Source organism: Cyanobium gracile UHCC 0139 (assembly GCF_034931325.1).
Classification (GTDB): Bacteria; Cyanobacteriota; Cyanobacteriia; order PCC-6307; family Cyanobiaceae; genus Cyanobium; species Cyanobium gracile_B.
In genome coordinates this window covers 32,808-49,221 of sequence record NZ_JAYGHX010000009.1, presented here as the reverse complement: position 1 = coordinate 49,221, position 16,414 = coordinate 32,808, and the positions used below count along the sequence as shown (strand labels likewise).

Sequence of the window (16,414 nt, the reverse complement as noted above, 5' to 3'; positions counted from 1 at the left end):
TCAGAGGGCCGTGGCGATCCGCCCCCGGTCGCTGCCGAGCCGGTGCAGCAGCAGCCAGGTGGTGAGCAGGTCGGGCCCCTTGAGGCTGCCCAGCAGGGCGGCCCGCAGGCCCTTCATCAGCACCCCTTTCTTGACACCCGCGGCCGTGGCGGCGGCCCCCAGCAGCGCCTGGGCGGTGTCGGCATCGAGCGGCCCCTCCGGCAGCTGCTCCAGCAGGGCCGTCAGGGCGGCGCGCGTGGCGGCGTCGGCCCGCAGGGCCAGGGCGGCCTCGTCCGGCTCCGGCGTTGCGAAGAAGGGGGCCGCCTGGTCGACCCCGTCCGCCAGCAGGCTGAGGGAGGGCCCCAGCAGGGTGCAGAGATCCTCCTGCCAGCCGGCGTCGGCGGCGGGGCCGTCATCGGCCCAGCCCCGGGCCTGCCAGAGGGGCAGCAGCCGCTGGCGCAGTTCGCCGGCCGCCAGCCCGTGCAGCACCTGGGCATTGAGCCAGTTGAGCTTGTCCCAGTCGAAGCGGGCCCCGGCCCGGTTCACCCGCTCGAAGGAGAACACCGCCGCCGCCTGGTCGAGGCTGAACCGCTCGCCGATGCCCTCCGGTGGCGACCAGCCCAGCAGGGTCATGTAGTTGACCAGGGCCTCGGCGGTGTACCCCATGGCGCGGAAATCGCCCACGGAGGTGACGCCGTCGCGCTTGGAGAGCTTGCGGCCCTCCTGGTTGAGGATCAGGGGGGTGTGGGCGAAGTGGGGCGGGGTCAGCCCGAGGGCGGCGTAGAGCAGCAGCTGCTTGCCGGTGTTGGCGATGTGGTCCTCGCCCCGGATCACGTGGCTGATGGCCATGGCGGCGTCGTCCACCACCACCACCAGGTTGTAGAGGGGGTCGCCGATGGCATCGGCGGGCGCCCGGCGGGCGATCACCATGTCGCCGCCCAGGTCGCTGCCGGCCCAGCGCATCTCGCCGCGCACCAGGTCGTTCCAGGTGATCGTGGCGCCGTCGTCGATGCGGAAGCGGATCACCGCCTCGCGGCCCTCGTCGATGTAGGCCTGCTGCTGCTCGGCGGTGAGATCGCGGTGCAGGTTGTCGTAGCGGGGCGCCCGGCCCTCGGCCTGCTGCCGCTCCCGCATCGCCGCCAGCTCGGCGTCGCTGGCGAAGCAGCGGTAGGCGTGGCCGCTGGCGAGCAGCTGCTCGATCGCGGTCCGGTGGGCCGCGATGCGCTGGCTCTGCACCACCGGCTCCTCGTCCCAGGTCAGGCCCAGCCAGCGCAGGCCATCGAGGATGTTCTCCGTGTACTCAGCCTTGGACCGCTCCCGGTCGGTGTCCTCGATGCGGAGCAGGAAGGCACCCCCCAGGTGGCGGGCGAACAGCCAGTTGAACACCGCCGTGCGGGCGGTGCCGATGTGGAGGGTGCCGGTGGGGCTGGGGGCCAGCCGAACGCGTACGGGAACCGCTGCGGCCACGGAATCGGCTCCAGATGGTGAGAACGGGACTGACGGGGCTCGAACCCGCAACTTCCGCCGTGACAGGGCGGTGCTCTAACCGATTGAACTACAGTCCCAGACCGACATTCGAGCCTTGATCCGCCCCGGAGGGTGGAGGCGGCACCGATGGGCGATCGCGACGGCGCGGACGCCGACCAAGGAAGTATCCATCGTCACCGGTCCCTCCGTCAACGGCGCCCCAACGCCACCCGCAAAACCCGCGCGGCCCTGGTGCCCGGCTACGCCGGATTGGGGCAGCGAGGTTGGAACCACACAAAAAGCCCCGTGCGGGGCACGGGGCAGGCGCTGAGCAAAGGGACGCCGAAGCGGTGGGCTCAGGGACGGAAGCCGGCGGGTTCGATCAGACGCACCTGATTACCCCGGGCGGTGAATTCCCGCCCCTGGTCGCTCTGGACCACGACCCGACCTCCGGACTTGACCCGGATGACCCGGGCCCGGACCCAACCAAGGGCAGCTGATTCCAGCACCTTGACCACATCACCGGGTTGTAGATCCAACTCCATGTTCGGAACCACGAGACTGCAAATGGGACCATCGAACGCGCCGTGGAGGACTTGAACCCCCGACATCAGGTTTTGGAGACCTGCGTTCTACCAACTGAACTAACGGCGCAAGGCGATGGCCCCTGGAAAGCGTGAGAGGGATTCGCGGGCAATGGTCACCCGAGAAACCAGGCTTCAGCGATCGAAGCGCTGTTTGACGCGAGTGGCTTTACCCACCCGGTCACGCAGATAGAAGAGCTTCGCCCGACGCACCTTACCGCGCCGCTCCACCTTCACGGAAGCGACCTGGGGGCTGTGCAGCATGAAGACCCGCTCCACGCCGATGCCCTGGAAAATACGGCGCACGGTGATGGTCTGGTTGAGGCCACCATGGCGCTTGGCGATCACCACGCCCTCGTAGGGCTGCACCCGCTCCTTGTTGCCCTCCCGGATGCGCACGCCCACCTTGACGGTGTCGCCCACATAGATCTCGGGCAGGTCGCTCTTCAGCTGGGCCGCCTCGAACTCCTCGATCAGGGCACGGGCACTGAGCTTGCCGGTGGTGACGGTCACGGTGGCAGGGGCCGCCACGGCTTCCGCCGCTTCAGCCACCACATCAGGGGTCGCCTGGTCCACGGTCTGCGGGTCCACGTCGGTGGACTGATCGCTGGTGGTCGGATCGGTCTCGGTTGCCATCCCTTTTCTCGGAGCGCCTGGCCAAACCAACACCTTACCGCCTCAGGTGACCCCCCTCCCCCCGCGCCGTCGCCACTGACGCTGCAGCCGCTCCCAGGCCATGGCGCCGCCGGTCACCAGCATCCACAGCACCCCCAGCCCGTTGAGCAGCACGTAGAGCGTCTCTCCCACCGGGCCCAGCCAGCGCTGGAGCCATTCGCCCTCGTGCAGGACCATCAGCGGATGGACCTGGTCCCGGCCCAGCCCTCCCCAGTCGCGCAGCAGGCGGTAACCCACACCCGTGACGGCCGAGACCAGCAGGGGCGCCAGCACCAGCGGCGCCATCCAGGCATGGGCCTGCCGCAGGCGGGCGCCCCAGGACGGTGAGGCGGGCCGTGGGGGTGCGCTGGGGGTGGGGCTGGACACGGGGAACCGACGGCGGGAGGGACGCCATTGATAACTTGAATGTCCGGCCCCGACTCCCATCGCATGAACCTGTTCGCCGATCTGCTGGCCAGCACCAACGGCGTCAAGGGCGGTGGCACCCCTCTCACCCAGGCCGGCCCCCGCATCCAGAAGGGTCGCCGCGGGGTGGAGGTGAAGTCGGCGCGGGAGATCGCGATCATGCGCCAGGCCAGCCGCATCGTGGCCACGGTGCTGCGGGAGATCATCGACATGGCCGCCCCCGGCATGACCACCGGCGACCTCGACCGCCACGCCGAGGCCCGCATCCGCTCCATGGGGGCCACCCCCAGCTTCAAGGGCTACCACGGCTTCCCGGCCAGCATCTGCGCCAGCATCAACAACGAGGTGGTCCACGGGATCCCCAGCGCCAAACGGGTGATCAACGCCGGTGATCTGGTCAAGATCGACACCGGCGCCTACTTCGAGGGCTTCCACGGCGACAGCTGCGTCACCCTCTGCGTCGGCGAAGGGGTGCCCGAGGAGGCCCGCCGCCTCAGCCGGGTGGCCCAGGAATCCCTGATGAAGGGCCTGGCCACCGTGAAGGCCGGCAGCACCCTGCTGGAACTGGCCGGCGCCGTCCAGGACCACGTCGAGGCCCACGGCTACGCCGTCGTCGAGGACTACACGGGTCACGGCGTGGGCCGCAACCTGCACGAGGAACCCTCGGTGTTCAACTACCGCACCAGGGATCTGCCCAACATGCAGCTGCGTGCCGGCATGACCCTGGCGGTGGAGCCGATCCTCAACGCCGGCAGCAAGGCCTGCCGCACCCTCAAGGACCGCTGGACCGTGGTGACCGTCGACGGCAGCCTCTCCGCCCAGTGGGAGCACACCATCGTGGTCACCTCCGACGGCTGCGACATCCTCACCGACCGCGACTTCTAGGCCCGGCCGACACTCCCGCTTCGGCGTTCAGCGCCGCCGCAGCACGCCGTAGTAGGCCCAGCGGCCCAAGGTCGCCAGGGGCATCAGCACGTAGGTGAGCGGGTTGGGCGTCACGATGATCAGACCGCAGTTCCAGTCGGCCTGTCGCATGATCTCGCCGGCCACCCAGTCGGCGCCCATCACACCGATCGGATTGAGGGCCGAGCGGAACGGCCCCAGCACCAGCCGCCGCAGCCGCAACGCCTGTGCCAGCTCCGGGGCCCGCAGGCTGAGCAGCTGGCCCAGCAGCCGTTTGCTGATCTCGTAGAGGGGGCTCAGGGCCGGCTGGATCTCCGCTTCCGAGGTGTTCACCCACACCTGGGGCCGCCAGCGCCCCTCACGATCCCCCTGGCGCCGTGCCGCCACCACGGCGAACAGCTCCAGCAGCCGCCAGGCGCTCAGGGCATTGACCTCCAGGGAACAACCGGTCGCTTCGGCGCTGCCGTCGCCATGGACATTGATGCCGTGGTTGATCACCAGCACGTCCACCTCCTCGAGCAGGGATTCGAGGGCCGCCTCCTGGCCCACCTGCCAGTGCACCTGGCGCAGGGGGATCGGCTGCCCGTCCGGGCCGGCCAGCTGCAGCGGTGTGTGGCTGTGGCAGAGGGCGATCAGCCGGGCGCCGCGGCGGTGCCAGCGGCGCAGCAGGGCCTGGCCGAGGGCGCCGCTGGCACCGGTGACGGCAACGGTGAGCGCTTCGTTCGAGGGGTCCGGCATGGGCCTGCGGTGGTCGTGCTGCCTAGATTGCCCGGCACCTGCGGGACCGGCGAGGTCGCACCATGTCCATCCCCCTGCTGATCGGCTCCTGCGAACCCTTCAGCGGCAAGTCGGCGGTGGTGCTCGGGCTCGGCCGCCAGCTCGCCCGCCAGGGCGTGCCGCTCGCCTTCGGCAAGCCGCTGGCCACCTGCCTGGACGACCCGCACGACGCCCCCCCCGACGGGGTACCGGGCAACCCGCTGCTGGATCCCGATGTGCGTTTCATCGGCGCCACGCTCGGACTGGAGCCGGAGCAGCTGATTCCTTCGCTGCACGTGCTGGAGCCGGCCGCCGCCCGGGCCCGCCTGCTGGCCGGGGACCTGGCCCCGGGTGAGGGGCTGACGCTCCTGCAGCGACGCATCCAGGACGACGGCGATCGGTTGGTTCTGCTGGAGGCGGCCGGCAGCCTCAGCGAAGGGCAGCTCTACGGCCTGGGCCTGGTGCAGCTGGCCCAGGCCCTGCAGGCCCCGGTGCTGCTGGTGCACCCCTGGAGCGACAGCCGCAGCGTCGATTCCCTGCTGGAGGCCCGGCACCAGCTGGGCGATCTGCTGGCGGGTGTGGTGCTCAACGCCGTGCTGCCCGAGGTGGTGCCGGAGGTGCGGGAGGCGGTGCTGCCGGCCCTGGAGCGGCTCGGCATCCCGGTGCTGGGGGTGATGCCCCGCAGCCCCCTGCTGCGCAGTGTCACGGTGGAGGAACTGGCCCGCCGGCTCGCGGCCACCGTGCTCTGCTGCCACGACGGCCTCGACCTGCTGGTGGAGACCCTGTCGATCGGCGCCATGAACGTCAATTCGGCGATGGAGTTCTTCCGCCGCCGCCGCAACATGGCCGTGGTCACCGGCGCCGACCGCACCGACATCCAGCTGGCGGCCCTGGAGGCCTCCACCCAGTGCCTGATCCTCACCGGGGCCGGTGAGCCCCTGCCCCAGTTGATCAGCCGGGCCGAGGAGCTGGAGGTGCCGGTGCTCAAGGTCGACCACGACACCCTCTCCACCGTGGAGGTGATCGACGCGGCGATCGGCCATGTGCGGCTGCACGAAGCGGTGAAGGCCACCTATGCGATCCGGCTGGTGGAAGAGAACTGCCACTTCGAACGGCTGTTCCGCCGGCTGCGTCTGGCGGTCCATGCCTGAGGGCGCTGCTAGTTTCAGTTCGTTGGTTGTCGATAACGGGTGACCCGGTCCCTAGATCTTCCGGCCCTGGACCGGATCGATACGCTCGCCCAGGAGCTGGCCATGCTCCAGGACCGGGGCAAACGCAGAATCGCCTTCCTCGGCAGCCGCCATGTGCCGGTGGTGTCGATCCATCTGGTGGAGCTGGTGGCCCGCTCCCTGGCCCAGGAGGGCCACAACCTGATCACTTCCGGCGCCCAGGGGGTCAATGCGGCGGTGATCCGCAGCGTGCTGGAGGTGGATCCGGCCCGGCTCACCGTGCTGCTGCCCCAGAGCCTGGAGCGCCAGCCGGGCGAATCCCGCAGCCAGCTGGAGCGGGTGCTGCACCTGGTGGAGAAGCCGGAAAATGATGAGCTGCCCCTGCCGATGGCCAGCAGCCTCTGCAACCAGGAGATCATCAACCGCTGCGACCAGCTGATCTGCTACGCCTTCCACGACAGCGAGACGCTGCTCTCCAGCTGCCGCACCGCCGAGGACATGGGCAAGGTGGTCAGCCTGATGTTCTTCGACTGATCCCGCGGCTTTCAGTCCAGCAGGGTCTCCTGCCGGGGCAGCACCTGCAGCCGCGTTCCCTCCCGGCCCATCACGGTCACCTGGGTTCCCGGGGGCAGGGCCTGGCCGGGGGCCAGGTTCAAGGCGGCCCAGCTCTGGCCCTGCCAGCGCACCCGGCCCTCGCCGTTGGCATCAAAGGCCGTGGTCACCTCCGCCAGTTCGGCGCGGGCGCCGGGGGGGATGGCCCGGGCCTGGCGGCGGGCCGACCAGCGCCGCATCCAGCCGTAGCCCGTGCCCACCAGCACGGCGTAGAGGAGCAGCTGGGCCAGGGGCGGCACCACCGGCGCCAGGATGGCGACCAGCGTGAGCAGCAGGGCCGCCACGCCCCCGATCAGCAGCAGGCCGTCCCCGTCGGCACCCACCAGCTCCAGCAGCAGCAGCACCCCCGCCAGGGCCAGCCAGAGGATCGGGGGTGCGGGCATCGGCGGGGAGCGACGGGGCGGGGGCGGTGGAACAACGAAACCAACGGGACCGTTGGCCATCGCCCCCATCCTGCCTAGCGTTGCGCCAGTGAAGACGTCCGCATGGAAGCGCTCATCATCCCGGTGCTCGTGGTGCTCGCCGGACTGGGCATCAGCGGCGTCAAGGTCACCAGCAGCAGCCGCTCGATGCTGGTGGAGCGCCTCGGCAAGTACGACCGCCAGCTGCGCCCCGGCCTCTCGCTGGTGATTCCCGGCCTGGAGCGGGTGGTGAGCCACGAATCGCTCAAGGAGCGGGTGCTCGACATCCCCCCCCAGCAGTGCATCACCCGCGACAACGTCTCGATCGAGGTGGATGCGGTGGTGTACTGGCAGCTGCTGGAGCATGCCCGCGCCTACTACGGCGTCGACAACCTCCAGGCCGCCATGGTCAACCTGGTGCTCACCCAGATCCGGGCCGAGATGGGCAAGCTCGACCTCGACCAGACCTTCACCACCCGCAGCGAGGTCAACGAGACCCTGCTCAAGGAACTCGATCAGGCCACCGACCCCTGGGGCGTCAAGGTGACCCGGGTGGAGCTGCGCGACATCCAGCCCTCCCAGGGGGTGCAGCAGGCGATGGAGCAGCAGATGACCGCCGAGCGGGAGAAGCGGGCGGCGATCCTGCGCTCCGAGGGGGAGCGGGAATCCCAGGTGAACGCCGCCCGGGGCCGGGCCGAGGCCCTGGTGCTGGATGCCAAGGCCAAGCAGGAGGCGGTGCTGCTCGATGCCGATGCCCAGGCCAAGCAGCAGCTGCTGCTGGCCAAGGCCCGGGCCCAGGCCGCCACCGAACTGGCGGCCGTGATCGAGGCCCATCCGGCGGCGGCCGAGGGCCTGCGGCTGCTGCTGGCCAAGGACTGGATGGCCATGGGTCAGGAGATGGCCCGCTCCCAGGGGGGGTCGGTGCTGATGGTGGATCCCCAGAGCCCGGCCTCGCTGCTGGCGGCCCTCAAGGGGCTGCAGGAGAAGGGCGGCAGCTGAGGCCCGTCCGCCTCCCTGGCCCTCAGCTGCGCAGCACGGCCCGCAGCCCTTCCGAATACAGCAGGGCGGTGCAGAGGATGCCGCCGGCCCAGCAGAGGCTGCGCACCTGGGGGATGTTGGCCACATAGGCCGCCAGGTAGCCCACCCGCAGCAGGGGGTGCAGCCAGGCCACCAGCGCCAGCCAGGGGGAGGCCGCCAGGGCGCCGGCGGCCACCACCAGGCACAGCAGGCAGGCCGGCGCGTGCAGGGTGAAGGCCTCGAAGCTGTTCTGGTGGGCCCAGTTGGCCCGCTTGCCCCAGGCCGGCAGCCGCTCGAACATCGCCCGTGGCGCGGCCAGGTCGGAGGGTTGGAAATCGGCCTGGGAGCGGGCGGCCCCCAAAGGGATCAGGCTGAGCACCACCACGGCGCCCGAGAGCACCAGCGACCAGGCGAAGGGCCCGCCGGCGGCGGCGGGCAGCACCGGCAGGGCGATGCTGGCCGCCAGGAGGGGGGGGAGCAGGGAGGTGGCCATCGGGACAGGGCGGCTGGGGTCTCTTTTCTAGGCTGGCGCTGCCTTGCCTTCGCCCGCGCCATGGCCGACAGCTATTCCTTCGACGTCGTCTCCGACTTCGACCGCCAGGAGCTGGTGAACGCCGTCGACCAGGTGCGCCGCGAGGTGGGCCAGCGCTACGACCTCAAGGACTCCAACACCGAGATCGACGTGGAGGAAGCCACCCTCACGATCACCACCGCCAGCGACATGACCCTCGACGCGGTGGTGGACGTGCTGCGCCAGAAGGCCACCAAGCGCAATCTGTCGCTGAAGATCTTCGATCTGCAGACCCCCGAGCCGGTGGGCGGCAACCGGGTGAAGCAGGTGGTGAAGCTGCGCAAGGGCCTCAGCCAGGAGCTGGCCAAGAAGCTCAGCAAGAAGGTGCGCGATGAGGTGAAGAAGGTGACCGTGGCGATCCAGGGCGAGAGCCTGCGGGTGACCGGCAAGAACAAGGACGACCTCCAGCAGGTGATCACCCTGCTGCGGGCCGAGGATCTGGAGGTGCCGCTGCAGTTCGAGAACTACCGCTGAGGGCTGTTTCGGATCCTGCGTCTCAGCTGACGACTGAATCCGAAGGCGGTGGCGACGCCCAGGAAGGGGAGTGGACCTGGGACGCCGTCGTCTCCGGGGTCGCCATGGGGGGGTGGTGTGAGCCATCCGGACCGGGGCTCGCTGCCCGGGCCCGGAGCCGGACACCTCTCAGGATCGCCGTCCACTTCATAACCTGGGCAATACATCAGGGTTCCAAACAGGGGCCATGGAGATGGTGACGGGGAAGGGGACGTGATCAGAAGTTGCCAACCATCCTTATGGCCATGGAAGTGAGCTGGAGGTGTGAAAATGGATCCGTCGGCCGTCACCGAGACGTAGCCGCAGTCTGGAAGGATGCATCGCGGAGCCTTGGTGTAGCGCCCCTTGGGCGATCCTGATGACGAGGCGAAATTCATTTCGACTTCGGCGGGAGGGACAGCCGTGGCGGTTCCAGCTTCAAGATTGCGAAAGGTGCCGATCGTCCCGTCAAAGACGAAGATCAAGTCCAGAGCGAAAGCGGCTGGCGGTTGTACCAGCAGTGCTGATGCGAGGACTCCAATGAAGACCGCTGAAGATCCGCGAAGGCTTGCCGGCTTCATTGCGACTTGCTCCTACTTCACTATCATTGTTTGTTTTTGGGTTTCTCTGTGCCGTCCAATCGGATGCATCTTCATGATTGATGCAGATGTGCTGCAGGGGTGTTCGAGCAGCAGCGCTTCATTCTGGGAGGGCCCCTTTGCGCAGATTCCGGTGCGCCCCCTCTGCCACTGCCTTGACCCCCAGCCGTGACGCTTACGGGCTGGCGCTTCTGGATCGACCGCGGCGGCACCTTCACCGATGTGGTCGCCTGCACGCCCACCGGTGAGCTGCTGGTGCGCAAGCGCCTCTCCGATCCGCCGCGCCCGGCCGATGGCTCAACCCCGCAGGATCCCGCCGTGGCCGCCCTGCGCGAGCTGCTCGAGCTGGCGCAGGACCAACCCATCCCCCCCGGCCTCGTTGCGGAGCTGCGGCTGGGCACCACCGTGGCCACCAATGCCCTGCTGGAGTGGCAGGGGGCACCGGTGCTGCTGCTGGTCAACCGTGGCTTCGCCGACCTGCAGCGCATCGGCGACCAGCACCGCCCCGACCTCTTTGCCCTGGAGATCCGGCGGGCCGAGCCCCCGCCCCTGCGGGTCATTGAAGTAGGCGGCCGGCTGGCGGCGGATGGGGTGGAACTGGAGCCCCTGCAGCTGGATGCAGTGCTGGAGCACTCCCTGGCCCGGGCCCGCTCCGATGGCTTCGGCAGCGTGGCCGTGGCCCTGCTCCATGCCGGTCGCCACCCGCTCCATGAGCAGGCCCTGGGGACCTGGCTGGCCACGAAGGGTTTCGGCCCGGTGGTGCTCTCCCACCAGCTCAGCCGCCAGCCCCGGCTGGTGCCCCGCCTCGACACCAGCGTGCTGGAGGCCTCCCTGGGCCCCGTGCTAGGCGCCTATCTCGATCAGGTGCGCGCCGCCATCGGGGCGGCCATTCCGCTGCGGGTGATGACCTCCGCCGGGGCCCTCCGGGCCCCCGCCCTGCTCCAGGCCAAGGACACGATCCTCTCCGGCCCCGCCGGCGGCATGGTGGCGGCCGTCGCGGTGGCGGCGGCCGCCGGGTTCGGTGATGGCCCGATCCTCGGCTTCGACATGGGCGGCACCTCCAGTGACGTCTTCCACTTCGATGGCAGCCGCGGCGAGGCGGCCTGGGAGCGCAGCAACGACACCGAGATCGACGGCCTGCGGCTGCTGGCACCGATGCTGCCGATCCACACGGTGGCGGCGGGCGGCGGCTCGGTGCTGCAGGTGCGGGACGGGCGCCTGCAGGTGGGCCCCCGCTCGGCCGGCGCCAACCCCGGCCCCGCCTGCTACGGCCGCGGGGGTCCCCTGGCGATCACCGACGCCAACCTTTTGCTGGGCCGGCTCCCTGTGAACGCCCTGCCGCGCCTGTTCGGCCCAGGCGGCGACCAGCCGGCCGATCGGGGGGTGGTGGTCGAGCGCTTCGAGGCCCTGGCCCGCCAGCTGGGGGTGGCCGGGCCGGAGGCGGCGGCCCAGGGGGCGCTGACGATCGCCATCGAGCGCATGGCCGAGGCGATCCGGCGCATTTCGATCCAGCGGGGCCATGACCTGCGCGGCGCCGTGCTCGTCAGCTTCGGCAGCGCCGGCGGCCAGCTCACCTGCCCCCTGGCCGATGCCCTCGGCCTCACCCGGATCCTGCTCCATCCCCTGGCTGGGGTGCTCTCGGCCTACGGCATCGGCCTGGCCCGCCCCTCCCTGTTGCGGGAGCGCACCCTGCGGCAGCCCCTCGAACCCGCCCTGCTGCCCCGGCTGGAGCGGGAGATCGCGTCGCTCTTGGCTGAAGCCAGCGCTGAACTGGGCACCAGCGGTGATCTGGCCCCCGGCGAGGCGCCGTGCTGGCAGGCCCGCCTGGAGCTGCGCTACCGCGGCAGTGACCAGGGGCTGGAACTGCCCTGGCCCGCGGGTTCGCCCGAAGGGGTGCTGGCGCTGCGTAAGGGTTTCGAGGCCCGCCACCGGCAGCGCTTCGGTTTCGTGGTGCCGGACGAGCCGCTGGTGGCGGAGCGGCTGCAGGTGGAGGTGGGTGCCCCGGCCCCCGAGACCCCGGCGGGGTTCGTCCGGGCCGCTGAACTTCCTGAGGCGGCGGATCCGCCCGAGCCTTCCGAATGGGTGCCCCTTTGCCTGGCGGAAGAGCACGGCGGGGGCAGTGGCGCCGCGATGGTCTGGCGCCAGGTGCCCCTCTGGCGTCGGGAGCAGCTGGCGGCGGGCCAGCGCATTGCCGGCCCGGCCCTGGTGGTGGAACCAACGGGCACCACGGTGCTGGAGCCCGGCTGGGGCGGCCGGGTGCTGGCGGGGGGCGAGCTGCTGCTGGAGCGGCAGGCGCCGTCAGCCGGGGCGGCCCTGGCCACCGGCAGCGTCGGGGTGGTGGATCCGGTGCGGCTGGAGCTCTACAACCATCGTTTTGCCGCCATCGCCGAGCAGATGGGCGAGCGGCTGCGCCAGTGCAGCCGCTCGGTGAACATCCGTGAGCGGCTCGATTTCTCCTGCGCCCTGTTCGATGGCGCCGGGCGGCTGGTGGCCAACGCCCCCCACATCCCCGTGCACCTCGGCTCGATGGGCGACAGCGTCGCCAGCCTGCTGGCCGCCGTGGCCGCCGGCACCCTGCCGCCCCTGGCGCCGGGCGATGCCTACGCCGCCAACGACCCCTTCGACGGCGGCACCCACCTGCCCGACATCACCTTGATCACGCCGGTGTTCGCCCCTGACGCCGCAGACCCTGCCGCTTCCTGCGAAACACCGCCGAAGCCGCTGATGTTCGTGGCCTGCCGCGGCCACCACGCCGATGTCGGCGGCCTCACTCCGGGATCGATGCCCCCCTTCAGCCGCCGCATCGAGGAGGAGGGGCTGCTGCTGCGCCATGTGCCGCTGCTGCGCCAGGGCCGGTTCGATGCGGACGGCTGGCGGCAGCGCCTGGCCGCCGGCCCCCACCCGGTGCGCAATCCTGACCAGCTGCTGGCCGATCTCCAGGCCCAGGTGGCCGCCAACCGGCTGGGGGAGAGCGAACTGCAGCGGCTGCTGACCCGCGATGGCACCGGGGAGGTCAGCGCCTACCTGGGCCACGTGCTGGCCAATGCGGCCGAGGCCGTGCGTGACGCGATTGCTCGCCTCACAGGCGGCGAGCACAGCGTCGAGCTCGACAACGGCAGCCGCATCGCCGTGGCCGTGCGCATCGACCGCACTGCCCGCCGGGCCCGCATCGACTTCAGCGGCACCTCCCCCCAGCTGGAGGGCAATTTCAACGCCCCGCTGGCGATCACCAAGGCGGCGGTGCTCTACGTGTTCCGCTGCCTGGTGGGCCGAGCGATTCCGCTCAACGCCGGTTGCTTCGAACCGATCGAGCTGGTGGTGCCCGAGGGCTGCCTGCTGCACCCGCGGCCGCCGGCGGCGGTGGTGGCCGGCAATGTGGAAACCTCCCAGGCGGTCACCAACGCCCTGTTCGGGGCGCTGGGGGTGATGGCGGCGGCCCAGGGCACGATGAACAACCTCAGCTTCGGCGACGCCGACCATCAGTACTACGAGACGATCTGCGGCGGCACCGGCGCCGGGGTGCTGGCGGATGGCCGTGGCTTCGCGGGAGCCAGCGCGGTGCAGAGCCACATGACCAACTCGCGCCTCACCGACCCTGAGATCCTCGAGGACCGCTTCCCGGTGCGGCTGGAGCGCTTCGCGATCCGTCGCGGCAGTGGCGGCACCGGCCGCTGGGGCGGCGGTGACGGGGTGGTGCGGCGGCTGCGCTTCCTGGCGCCGATGACCGTCGCCATCCTCTCGGGTTCCCGCCGGGTGCTCCCCTTCGGCCTGGCCGGTGGTGGCGATGGGGCGGTGGGGCGCAACCGGCTGGAGCGGGCCGATGGCCGCCTCCAGGAGCTGGCCGGCTGCGACCAGGTGGCCGTGCAGCCGGGCGACCTGCTGGAGATCGCCACCCCCGGGGGTGGCGGCTACGGCGCCCCTGATGCCGGTGGGGCGGGAGAGTGGCTGTGAGCGCGGTTCGCCGGGGAGCCGCCGGGGCGGTGCTGCTGCTGGTGGGATGGGGCGCCGTGCCGCTGGCGCGGGCCCAGGCCGTGGCGCCCGCCGCTTCGGAGAGCAACGTGCTGCTGGAAGGGGAGCAGCGCTCTCGGCCCCAGTGGTCGGCCCGGGGGCTGGTGGCGGCCCAGGAGCCGCTGGCCTCGGCGGCGGGGGCGGCGATCCTGCGCCAGGGGGGCAATGCGGTGGATGGGGCGGTGGCCACCGCCTTCGCCCTGGCGGTCACCCTGCCCCAGGCGGGCAACCTGGGCGGCGGCGGCTTCCTGCTGCTCTGGCTGCCCGGCCCCTCGCCGGCCCGCCAGCGGGGCTGCCTGGCCGAGGCTCCCGCTGGCACCCAGGCGGCCGGGCCCGAGCTGGCCATCGGCGGCGGTACGGCGGTGGCGGTGAATTTCCGCGAGACGGCCCCGGCGGCGGCGACGGCCACCATGTTCCTGGGCCCCGACGGCCAGGTGGACCGGGCCCGCGCCACCCGCAGCCTGCTCAGCACCGCCGTGCCGGGCAGTGTCGCCGGGCTTGCCCTGGCCCAGCGCTGCTACGGCCGCCTGCCGTTGCAGGTGGTGATGGCGCCGGCGATCCGGCTGGCGGCCCAGGGCTTCCCGGTGAGCCGCGAGCTGAGCGATTCCCTGGCCGCCGCCGCCCCGCGGCTGCAGGCCGATCCGGTCTCCCGCCGCCTGTTCCTGCCGCCGCCGGTGCCGGGAACCGTGCTGCGCCAGGGCGAGCTGGCCGCCAGCCTGCGGCGCATCGCCGCCGAGGGGGAGCGGGGTTTCTACGCAGGGCCGGCGGCCGACGCCCTGGTCGGCGCCATGGAGCGGGGCGGTGGCCTGATCACCCATGCCGACCTTCGCGCCTACCGCGCCCGGCTGGTGCGGCCCCTGCGGGGCGAGTTCCGCGGCCATCCGGTGCTCTCCATGCCGCCCCCCGGGGGCGGGCTCACCCTGCTGCAGCTGCTGGGAATCCTCGAACCCTTCGACCTGGCGGCCACCGGTCTCAACAGTGCCGCCAGCCTCCATGTCATGGCCGAGGCCATGAACCTGGCCTACCGCGACCGCAATGCCCTGCTGGGCGACCCCGACCAGGTGCCGGTGCCGGTGGAACGGCTGCTGTCGCCGGCCCACCTCGACGGCCTGCGCCGCCGCATCGATCCGCAGCGCCACACCCCGGCCCCGGCGCTGGAGGCGGCCGCTGCCACAGAAGGCACCAACACCACCCATCTCTCGGTGGCCGACCGCCAGGGCGGCCTGGCGGCCCTCACCACCACCCTCAACTTCCCCTACGGCAACGGCATCAGCGTGCCCGGGATGGGCTTCCTGCTCAACAACGAAATGGACGACTTCTCCTCCCTCCCCGGCAGCGCCAACGCCTTCGGCCTGCGCCAGGGGTCGGCCAACGCCATTGCGCCCGGCCGGCGGCCGCTCAGCTCGATGGCCCCCACCCTGGTGTTCCGCCCCGATGGCCGCCCCTGGATCGCCACCGGCAGCCCCGGCGGCAGCCGCATCATCACCACCATCCTGCAGGTGCTGCTCAACCGGATCGTGCACGGCCTCAACCTGGCCGGCGCCGTGGCCGCCCCCCGCATCCACAGCCAGCTCTGGCCGGATCGGATCGATGCGGAAGAGGGCCTCAGCCCCGACAGCCGCCGCCTGCTGGAGGCGATGGGTCACAGCGTCCGGCGGGCCCCGGCCATGGGGGCGGCCAACAGCGTCGAGGTGCTGGTGGAGGGCGGCAGCCTGGGGACGGTGGATCCGCGCCGGGCTGAGGGCCCGGCTGCGGCCGAATGAGCCTCAGCCCTCCGCAGCCGGCGGTGCGGCGGTGATCAGGTTGAAGGCGGAGAAGGCCAGGCCGAAGCCCAGCAGGGTGCCGATGGCCCAGATGCTGTCGGAGGGCCACTCGGCGATCAGCATCCCCCCCAGCACGACGGTGACGATGCCATCGAGCAGCACCAGGCCCCGGGCCGGCCCGGCGCCGGCGGCGGCGCCCGCCAGCTCCATCACCCCCTCGACGGCGAGCAGGACGCCGATGAACAGGGTCAGGCTGACGGTGCTGGCCACCGGGAAGACCACCAGACCGATGCCGCCCACCACGTAGAGCACCCCGGAGATGGCGCGGAACACCTTGCTGCGGGTGTCATCGGCCGAGGTGAGCCGCAGCAGCTGGGAGATCCCCGCCGCCACCGCCACGCCGCCGAGGGCGATGGTCAGCAGGGTGGCCGAGACGAAGGGAAGCGCCAGGCTGAGCACGGCGGCCACCAGCAGCAGGCCGGCGGTGACCCAGCGCAGGGTGGGGGAAGCGGGGACGGACAAGGGCTTGGGGAGGCTGGTGGGAGGTTAGGCCGCTTTCCCCAGGCCGACCGCCGGGCTCAGCGGGAGCGCGGCGGGCCGTTGTAGAGGATCGCCACCACCCGGCGGCCGTCCGGGGCGATCTGGATCTCCGTTTCCGTGGTGGCCGGCAGGCCCTTGGCCTCCCAGCCGGGGGGGCCTCCGAGGAAGCGGTAGACGAAGCCGTCGGCGTCGCTGCGCACCAGGCAGGGATTGCTGGCCGCCGAGGTGCTGAACATGCAGTTGGCCGGGGTGTACACCGTCAGCCCGCCGTTGCTGAGCACCGCTGCGTTGCGGGCCAGGTTGAGGGCCCGGATCTCGTTGAAGGGGATCCCCTGGGCCAGGGCCGGGGCCATGGGGGCCACCGCCAGCAGGAGACCCGCGGCGGCGGGCAGCAGGCGGGCGGCGGGCCGGAAACGGAAGGCCATGGGATTCCTTGCGGAGGTCCCCATTATCGAGGGCGCCCGGAAGGACGC

At 71.4% G+C, this 16,414-nt stretch carries 16 protein-coding genes and 2 tRNA genes; 7 read left to right on the top strand and 11 right to left on the bottom strand.

Going from position 1 to position 16,414, the window contains the following annotated elements:
• From gltX to VB738_RS13370, 6 genes are all read right to left on the bottom strand, one after another.
• A complete protein-coding gene (gltX, locus tag VB738_RS13395; protein WP_323306209.1) occupies window positions 1-1,446 on the bottom strand; it encodes a glutamate--tRNA ligase in 1,446 nt (481 codons plus the stop codon).
• A 24-nt stretch (window positions 1,447-1,470) separates the two neighbouring features.
• A tRNA-Asp gene (locus tag VB738_RS13390) sits at window positions 1,471-1,544 on the bottom strand.
• A 258-nt stretch (window positions 1,545-1,802) separates the two neighbouring features.
• On the bottom strand, window positions 1,803-1,991 hold the full coding sequence (locus tag VB738_RS13385; RefSeq protein WP_006043540.1) for a hyperconserved protein Hcp: 189 nt from the start codon (window positions 1,989-1,991) through the stop codon (window positions 1,803-1,805).
• Window positions 1,992-2,027: 36 nt separating this feature from the next.
• A tRNA-Trp gene (locus VB738_RS13380) sits at window positions 2,028-2,100 on the bottom strand.
• 65 nt (window positions 2,101-2,165) lie between these two features.
• Window positions 2,166-2,666 carry a 50S ribosomal protein L19 gene (rplS, locus tag VB738_RS13375; protein ID WP_323306208.1) on the bottom strand — a complete coding sequence of 167 codons (501 nt, stop codon included), beginning with the start codon at window positions 2,664-2,666 and terminating at the stop codon, window positions 2,166-2,168.
• Between the two features lie 42 nt (window positions 2,667-2,708).
• On the bottom strand, window positions 2,709-2,990 hold the full coding sequence (locus VB738_RS13370) for a peptidase (protein ID WP_323306278.1): 282 nt from the start codon (window positions 2,988-2,990) through the stop codon (window positions 2,709-2,711).
• Window positions 2,991-3,134: 144 nt separating this feature from the next.
• Here VB738_RS13370 and map point away from each other — a divergent pair, with 144 nt between their 5' ends.
• Complete coding sequence (gene map, locus VB738_RS13365) at window positions 3,135-3,995, top strand: type I methionyl aminopeptidase (RefSeq protein WP_323306277.1); 861 nt, start codon at window positions 3,135-3,137, stop codon at window positions 3,993-3,995.
• 27 nt (window positions 3,996-4,022) lie between these two features.
• Here map and VB738_RS13360 read toward each other — a convergent pair whose 3' ends face one another.
• Window positions 4,023-4,751 (bottom strand): NAD-dependent epimerase/dehydratase family protein, encoded by a 729-nt coding sequence (locus tag VB738_RS13360; RefSeq protein ID WP_323306207.1) that lies wholly within the window; start codon window positions 4,749-4,751, stop codon window positions 4,023-4,025.
• 62 nt (window positions 4,752-4,813) lie between these two features.
• On the opposite strand from VB738_RS13360, the gene VB738_RS13355 reads away from it, so the two are divergent.
• Both VB738_RS13355 and VB738_RS13350 read left to right on the top strand, forming a co-directional pair.
• A complete protein-coding gene (locus VB738_RS13355) occupies window positions 4,814-5,920 on the top strand; it encodes a phosphotransacetylase family protein (RefSeq protein WP_323306206.1) in 1,107 nt (368 codons plus the stop codon).
• 39 nt (window positions 5,921-5,959) lie between these two features.
• The gene (locus VB738_RS13350) at window positions 5,960-6,472 is read left to right on the top strand and encodes a DNA recombination-mediator protein A (protein ID WP_094583973.1); all 513 of its coding nucleotides are present in this window, start codon (window positions 5,960-5,962) and stop codon (window positions 6,470-6,472) included.
• 11 nt (window positions 6,473-6,483) lie between these two features.
• Here VB738_RS13350 and VB738_RS13345 read toward each other — a convergent pair whose 3' ends face one another.
• Window positions 6,484-6,993 carry an NfeD family protein gene (locus VB738_RS13345; RefSeq protein ID WP_323306205.1) on the bottom strand — a complete coding sequence of 170 codons (510 nt, stop codon included), beginning with the start codon at window positions 6,991-6,993 and terminating at the stop codon, window positions 6,484-6,486.
• Window positions 6,994-7,035: 42 nt separating this feature from the next.
• On the opposite strand from VB738_RS13345, the gene VB738_RS13340 reads away from it, so the two are divergent.
• A complete protein-coding gene (locus tag VB738_RS13340) occupies window positions 7,036-7,950 on the top strand; it encodes a stomatin-like protein (protein WP_323306204.1) in 915 nt (304 codons plus the stop codon).
• Between the two features lie 22 nt (window positions 7,951-7,972).
• Here VB738_RS13340 and VB738_RS13335 read toward each other — a convergent pair whose 3' ends face one another.
• Window positions 7,973-8,461, bottom strand: a complete 489-nt coding sequence (locus VB738_RS13335) for an MAPEG family protein (protein WP_323306203.1) — start codon at window positions 8,459-8,461, stop codon at window positions 7,973-7,975.
• A gap of 60 nt (window positions 8,462-8,521) precedes the next feature.
• On the opposite strand from VB738_RS13335, the gene VB738_RS13330 reads away from it, so the two are divergent.
• The 3 genes from VB738_RS13330 (at window position 8,522) to ggt (ending at window position 15,401) form a co-directional block, all read left to right on the top strand.
• Window positions 8,522-9,013 carry a YajQ family cyclic di-GMP-binding protein gene (locus tag VB738_RS13330; protein ID WP_323306202.1) on the top strand — a complete coding sequence of 164 codons (492 nt, stop codon included), beginning with the start codon at window positions 8,522-8,524 and terminating at the stop codon, window positions 9,011-9,013.
• Between the two features lie 785 nt (window positions 9,014-9,798).
• Entirely contained in the window at window positions 9,799-13,581 is a 3,783-nt protein-coding gene (locus VB738_RS13325) for a hydantoinase B/oxoprolinase family protein (RefSeq protein WP_323306201.1), read from the top strand.
• Window positions 13,578-15,401: a gamma-glutamyltransferase gene (gene ggt, locus VB738_RS13320; protein WP_323306200.1), complete on the top strand. Its 1,824-nt coding sequence runs from the start codon at window positions 13,578-13,580 to the stop codon at window positions 15,399-15,401. Before VB738_RS13325 ends, ggt begins: the two co-directional genes overlap by 4 nt.
• A gap of 3 nt (window positions 15,402-15,404) precedes the next feature.
• On the opposite strand, the gene VB738_RS13315 is transcribed toward ggt, so the two are convergent.
• Window positions 15,405-15,923 carry an HdeD family acid-resistance protein gene (locus tag VB738_RS13315; RefSeq protein WP_323306199.1) on the bottom strand — a complete coding sequence of 173 codons (519 nt, stop codon included), beginning with the start codon at window positions 15,921-15,923 and terminating at the stop codon, window positions 15,405-15,407.
• Between the two features lie 56 nt (window positions 15,924-15,979).
• Window positions 15,980-16,366 (bottom strand): hypothetical protein, encoded by a 387-nt coding sequence (locus VB738_RS13310; protein WP_323306198.1) that lies wholly within the window; start codon window positions 16,364-16,366, stop codon window positions 15,980-15,982.
• Between the last annotated feature and the right edge of the window lie 48 nt (window positions 16,367-16,414).

Excerpts from the sequence above, each read along its gene's own strand:
- VB738_RS13385 (WP_006043540.1), bottom strand. The coding sequence starts at position 1,991 with ATGGAGTTGGATCTACAACCCGGTGATGTGGTCAAGGTGCTGGAATCA.
- rplS (WP_323306208.1), bottom strand. The coding sequence starts at position 2,666 with ATGGCAACCGAGACCGATCCGACCACCAGCGATCAGTCCACCGACGTG.
- VB738_RS13370 (WP_323306278.1), bottom strand. The coding sequence starts at position 2,990 with ATGGCGCCGCTGGTGCTGGCGCCCCTGCTGGTCTCGGCCGTCACGGGT.
- map (WP_323306277.1), top strand. The coding sequence starts at position 3,135 with ATGAACCTGTTCGCCGATCTGCTGGCCAGCACCAACGGCGTCAAGGGC.
- VB738_RS13360 (WP_323306207.1), bottom strand. The coding sequence starts at position 4,751 with ATGCCGGACCCCTCGAACGAAGCGCTCACCGTTGCCGTCACCGGTGCC.
- VB738_RS13355 (WP_323306206.1), top strand. The coding sequence starts at position 4,814 with ATGTCCATCCCCCTGCTGATCGGCTCCTGCGAACCCTTCAGCGGCAAG.
- VB738_RS13345 (WP_323306205.1), bottom strand. The coding sequence starts at position 6,993 with ATGGCCAACGGTCCCGTTGGTTTCGTTGTTCCACCGCCCCCGCCCCGT.
- VB738_RS13340 (WP_323306204.1), top strand. The coding sequence starts at position 7,036 with ATGGAAGCGCTCATCATCCCGGTGCTCGTGGTGCTCGCCGGACTGGGC.
- VB738_RS13335 (WP_323306203.1), bottom strand. The coding sequence starts at position 8,461 with ATGGCCACCTCCCTGCTCCCCCCCCTCCTGGCGGCCAGCATCGCCCTG.
- VB738_RS13330 (WP_323306202.1), top strand. The coding sequence starts at position 8,522 with ATGGCCGACAGCTATTCCTTCGACGTCGTCTCCGACTTCGACCGCCAG.
- VB738_RS13310 (WP_323306198.1), bottom strand. The coding sequence starts at position 16,366 with ATGGCCTTCCGTTTCCGGCCCGCCGCCCGCCTGCTGCCCGCCGCCGCG.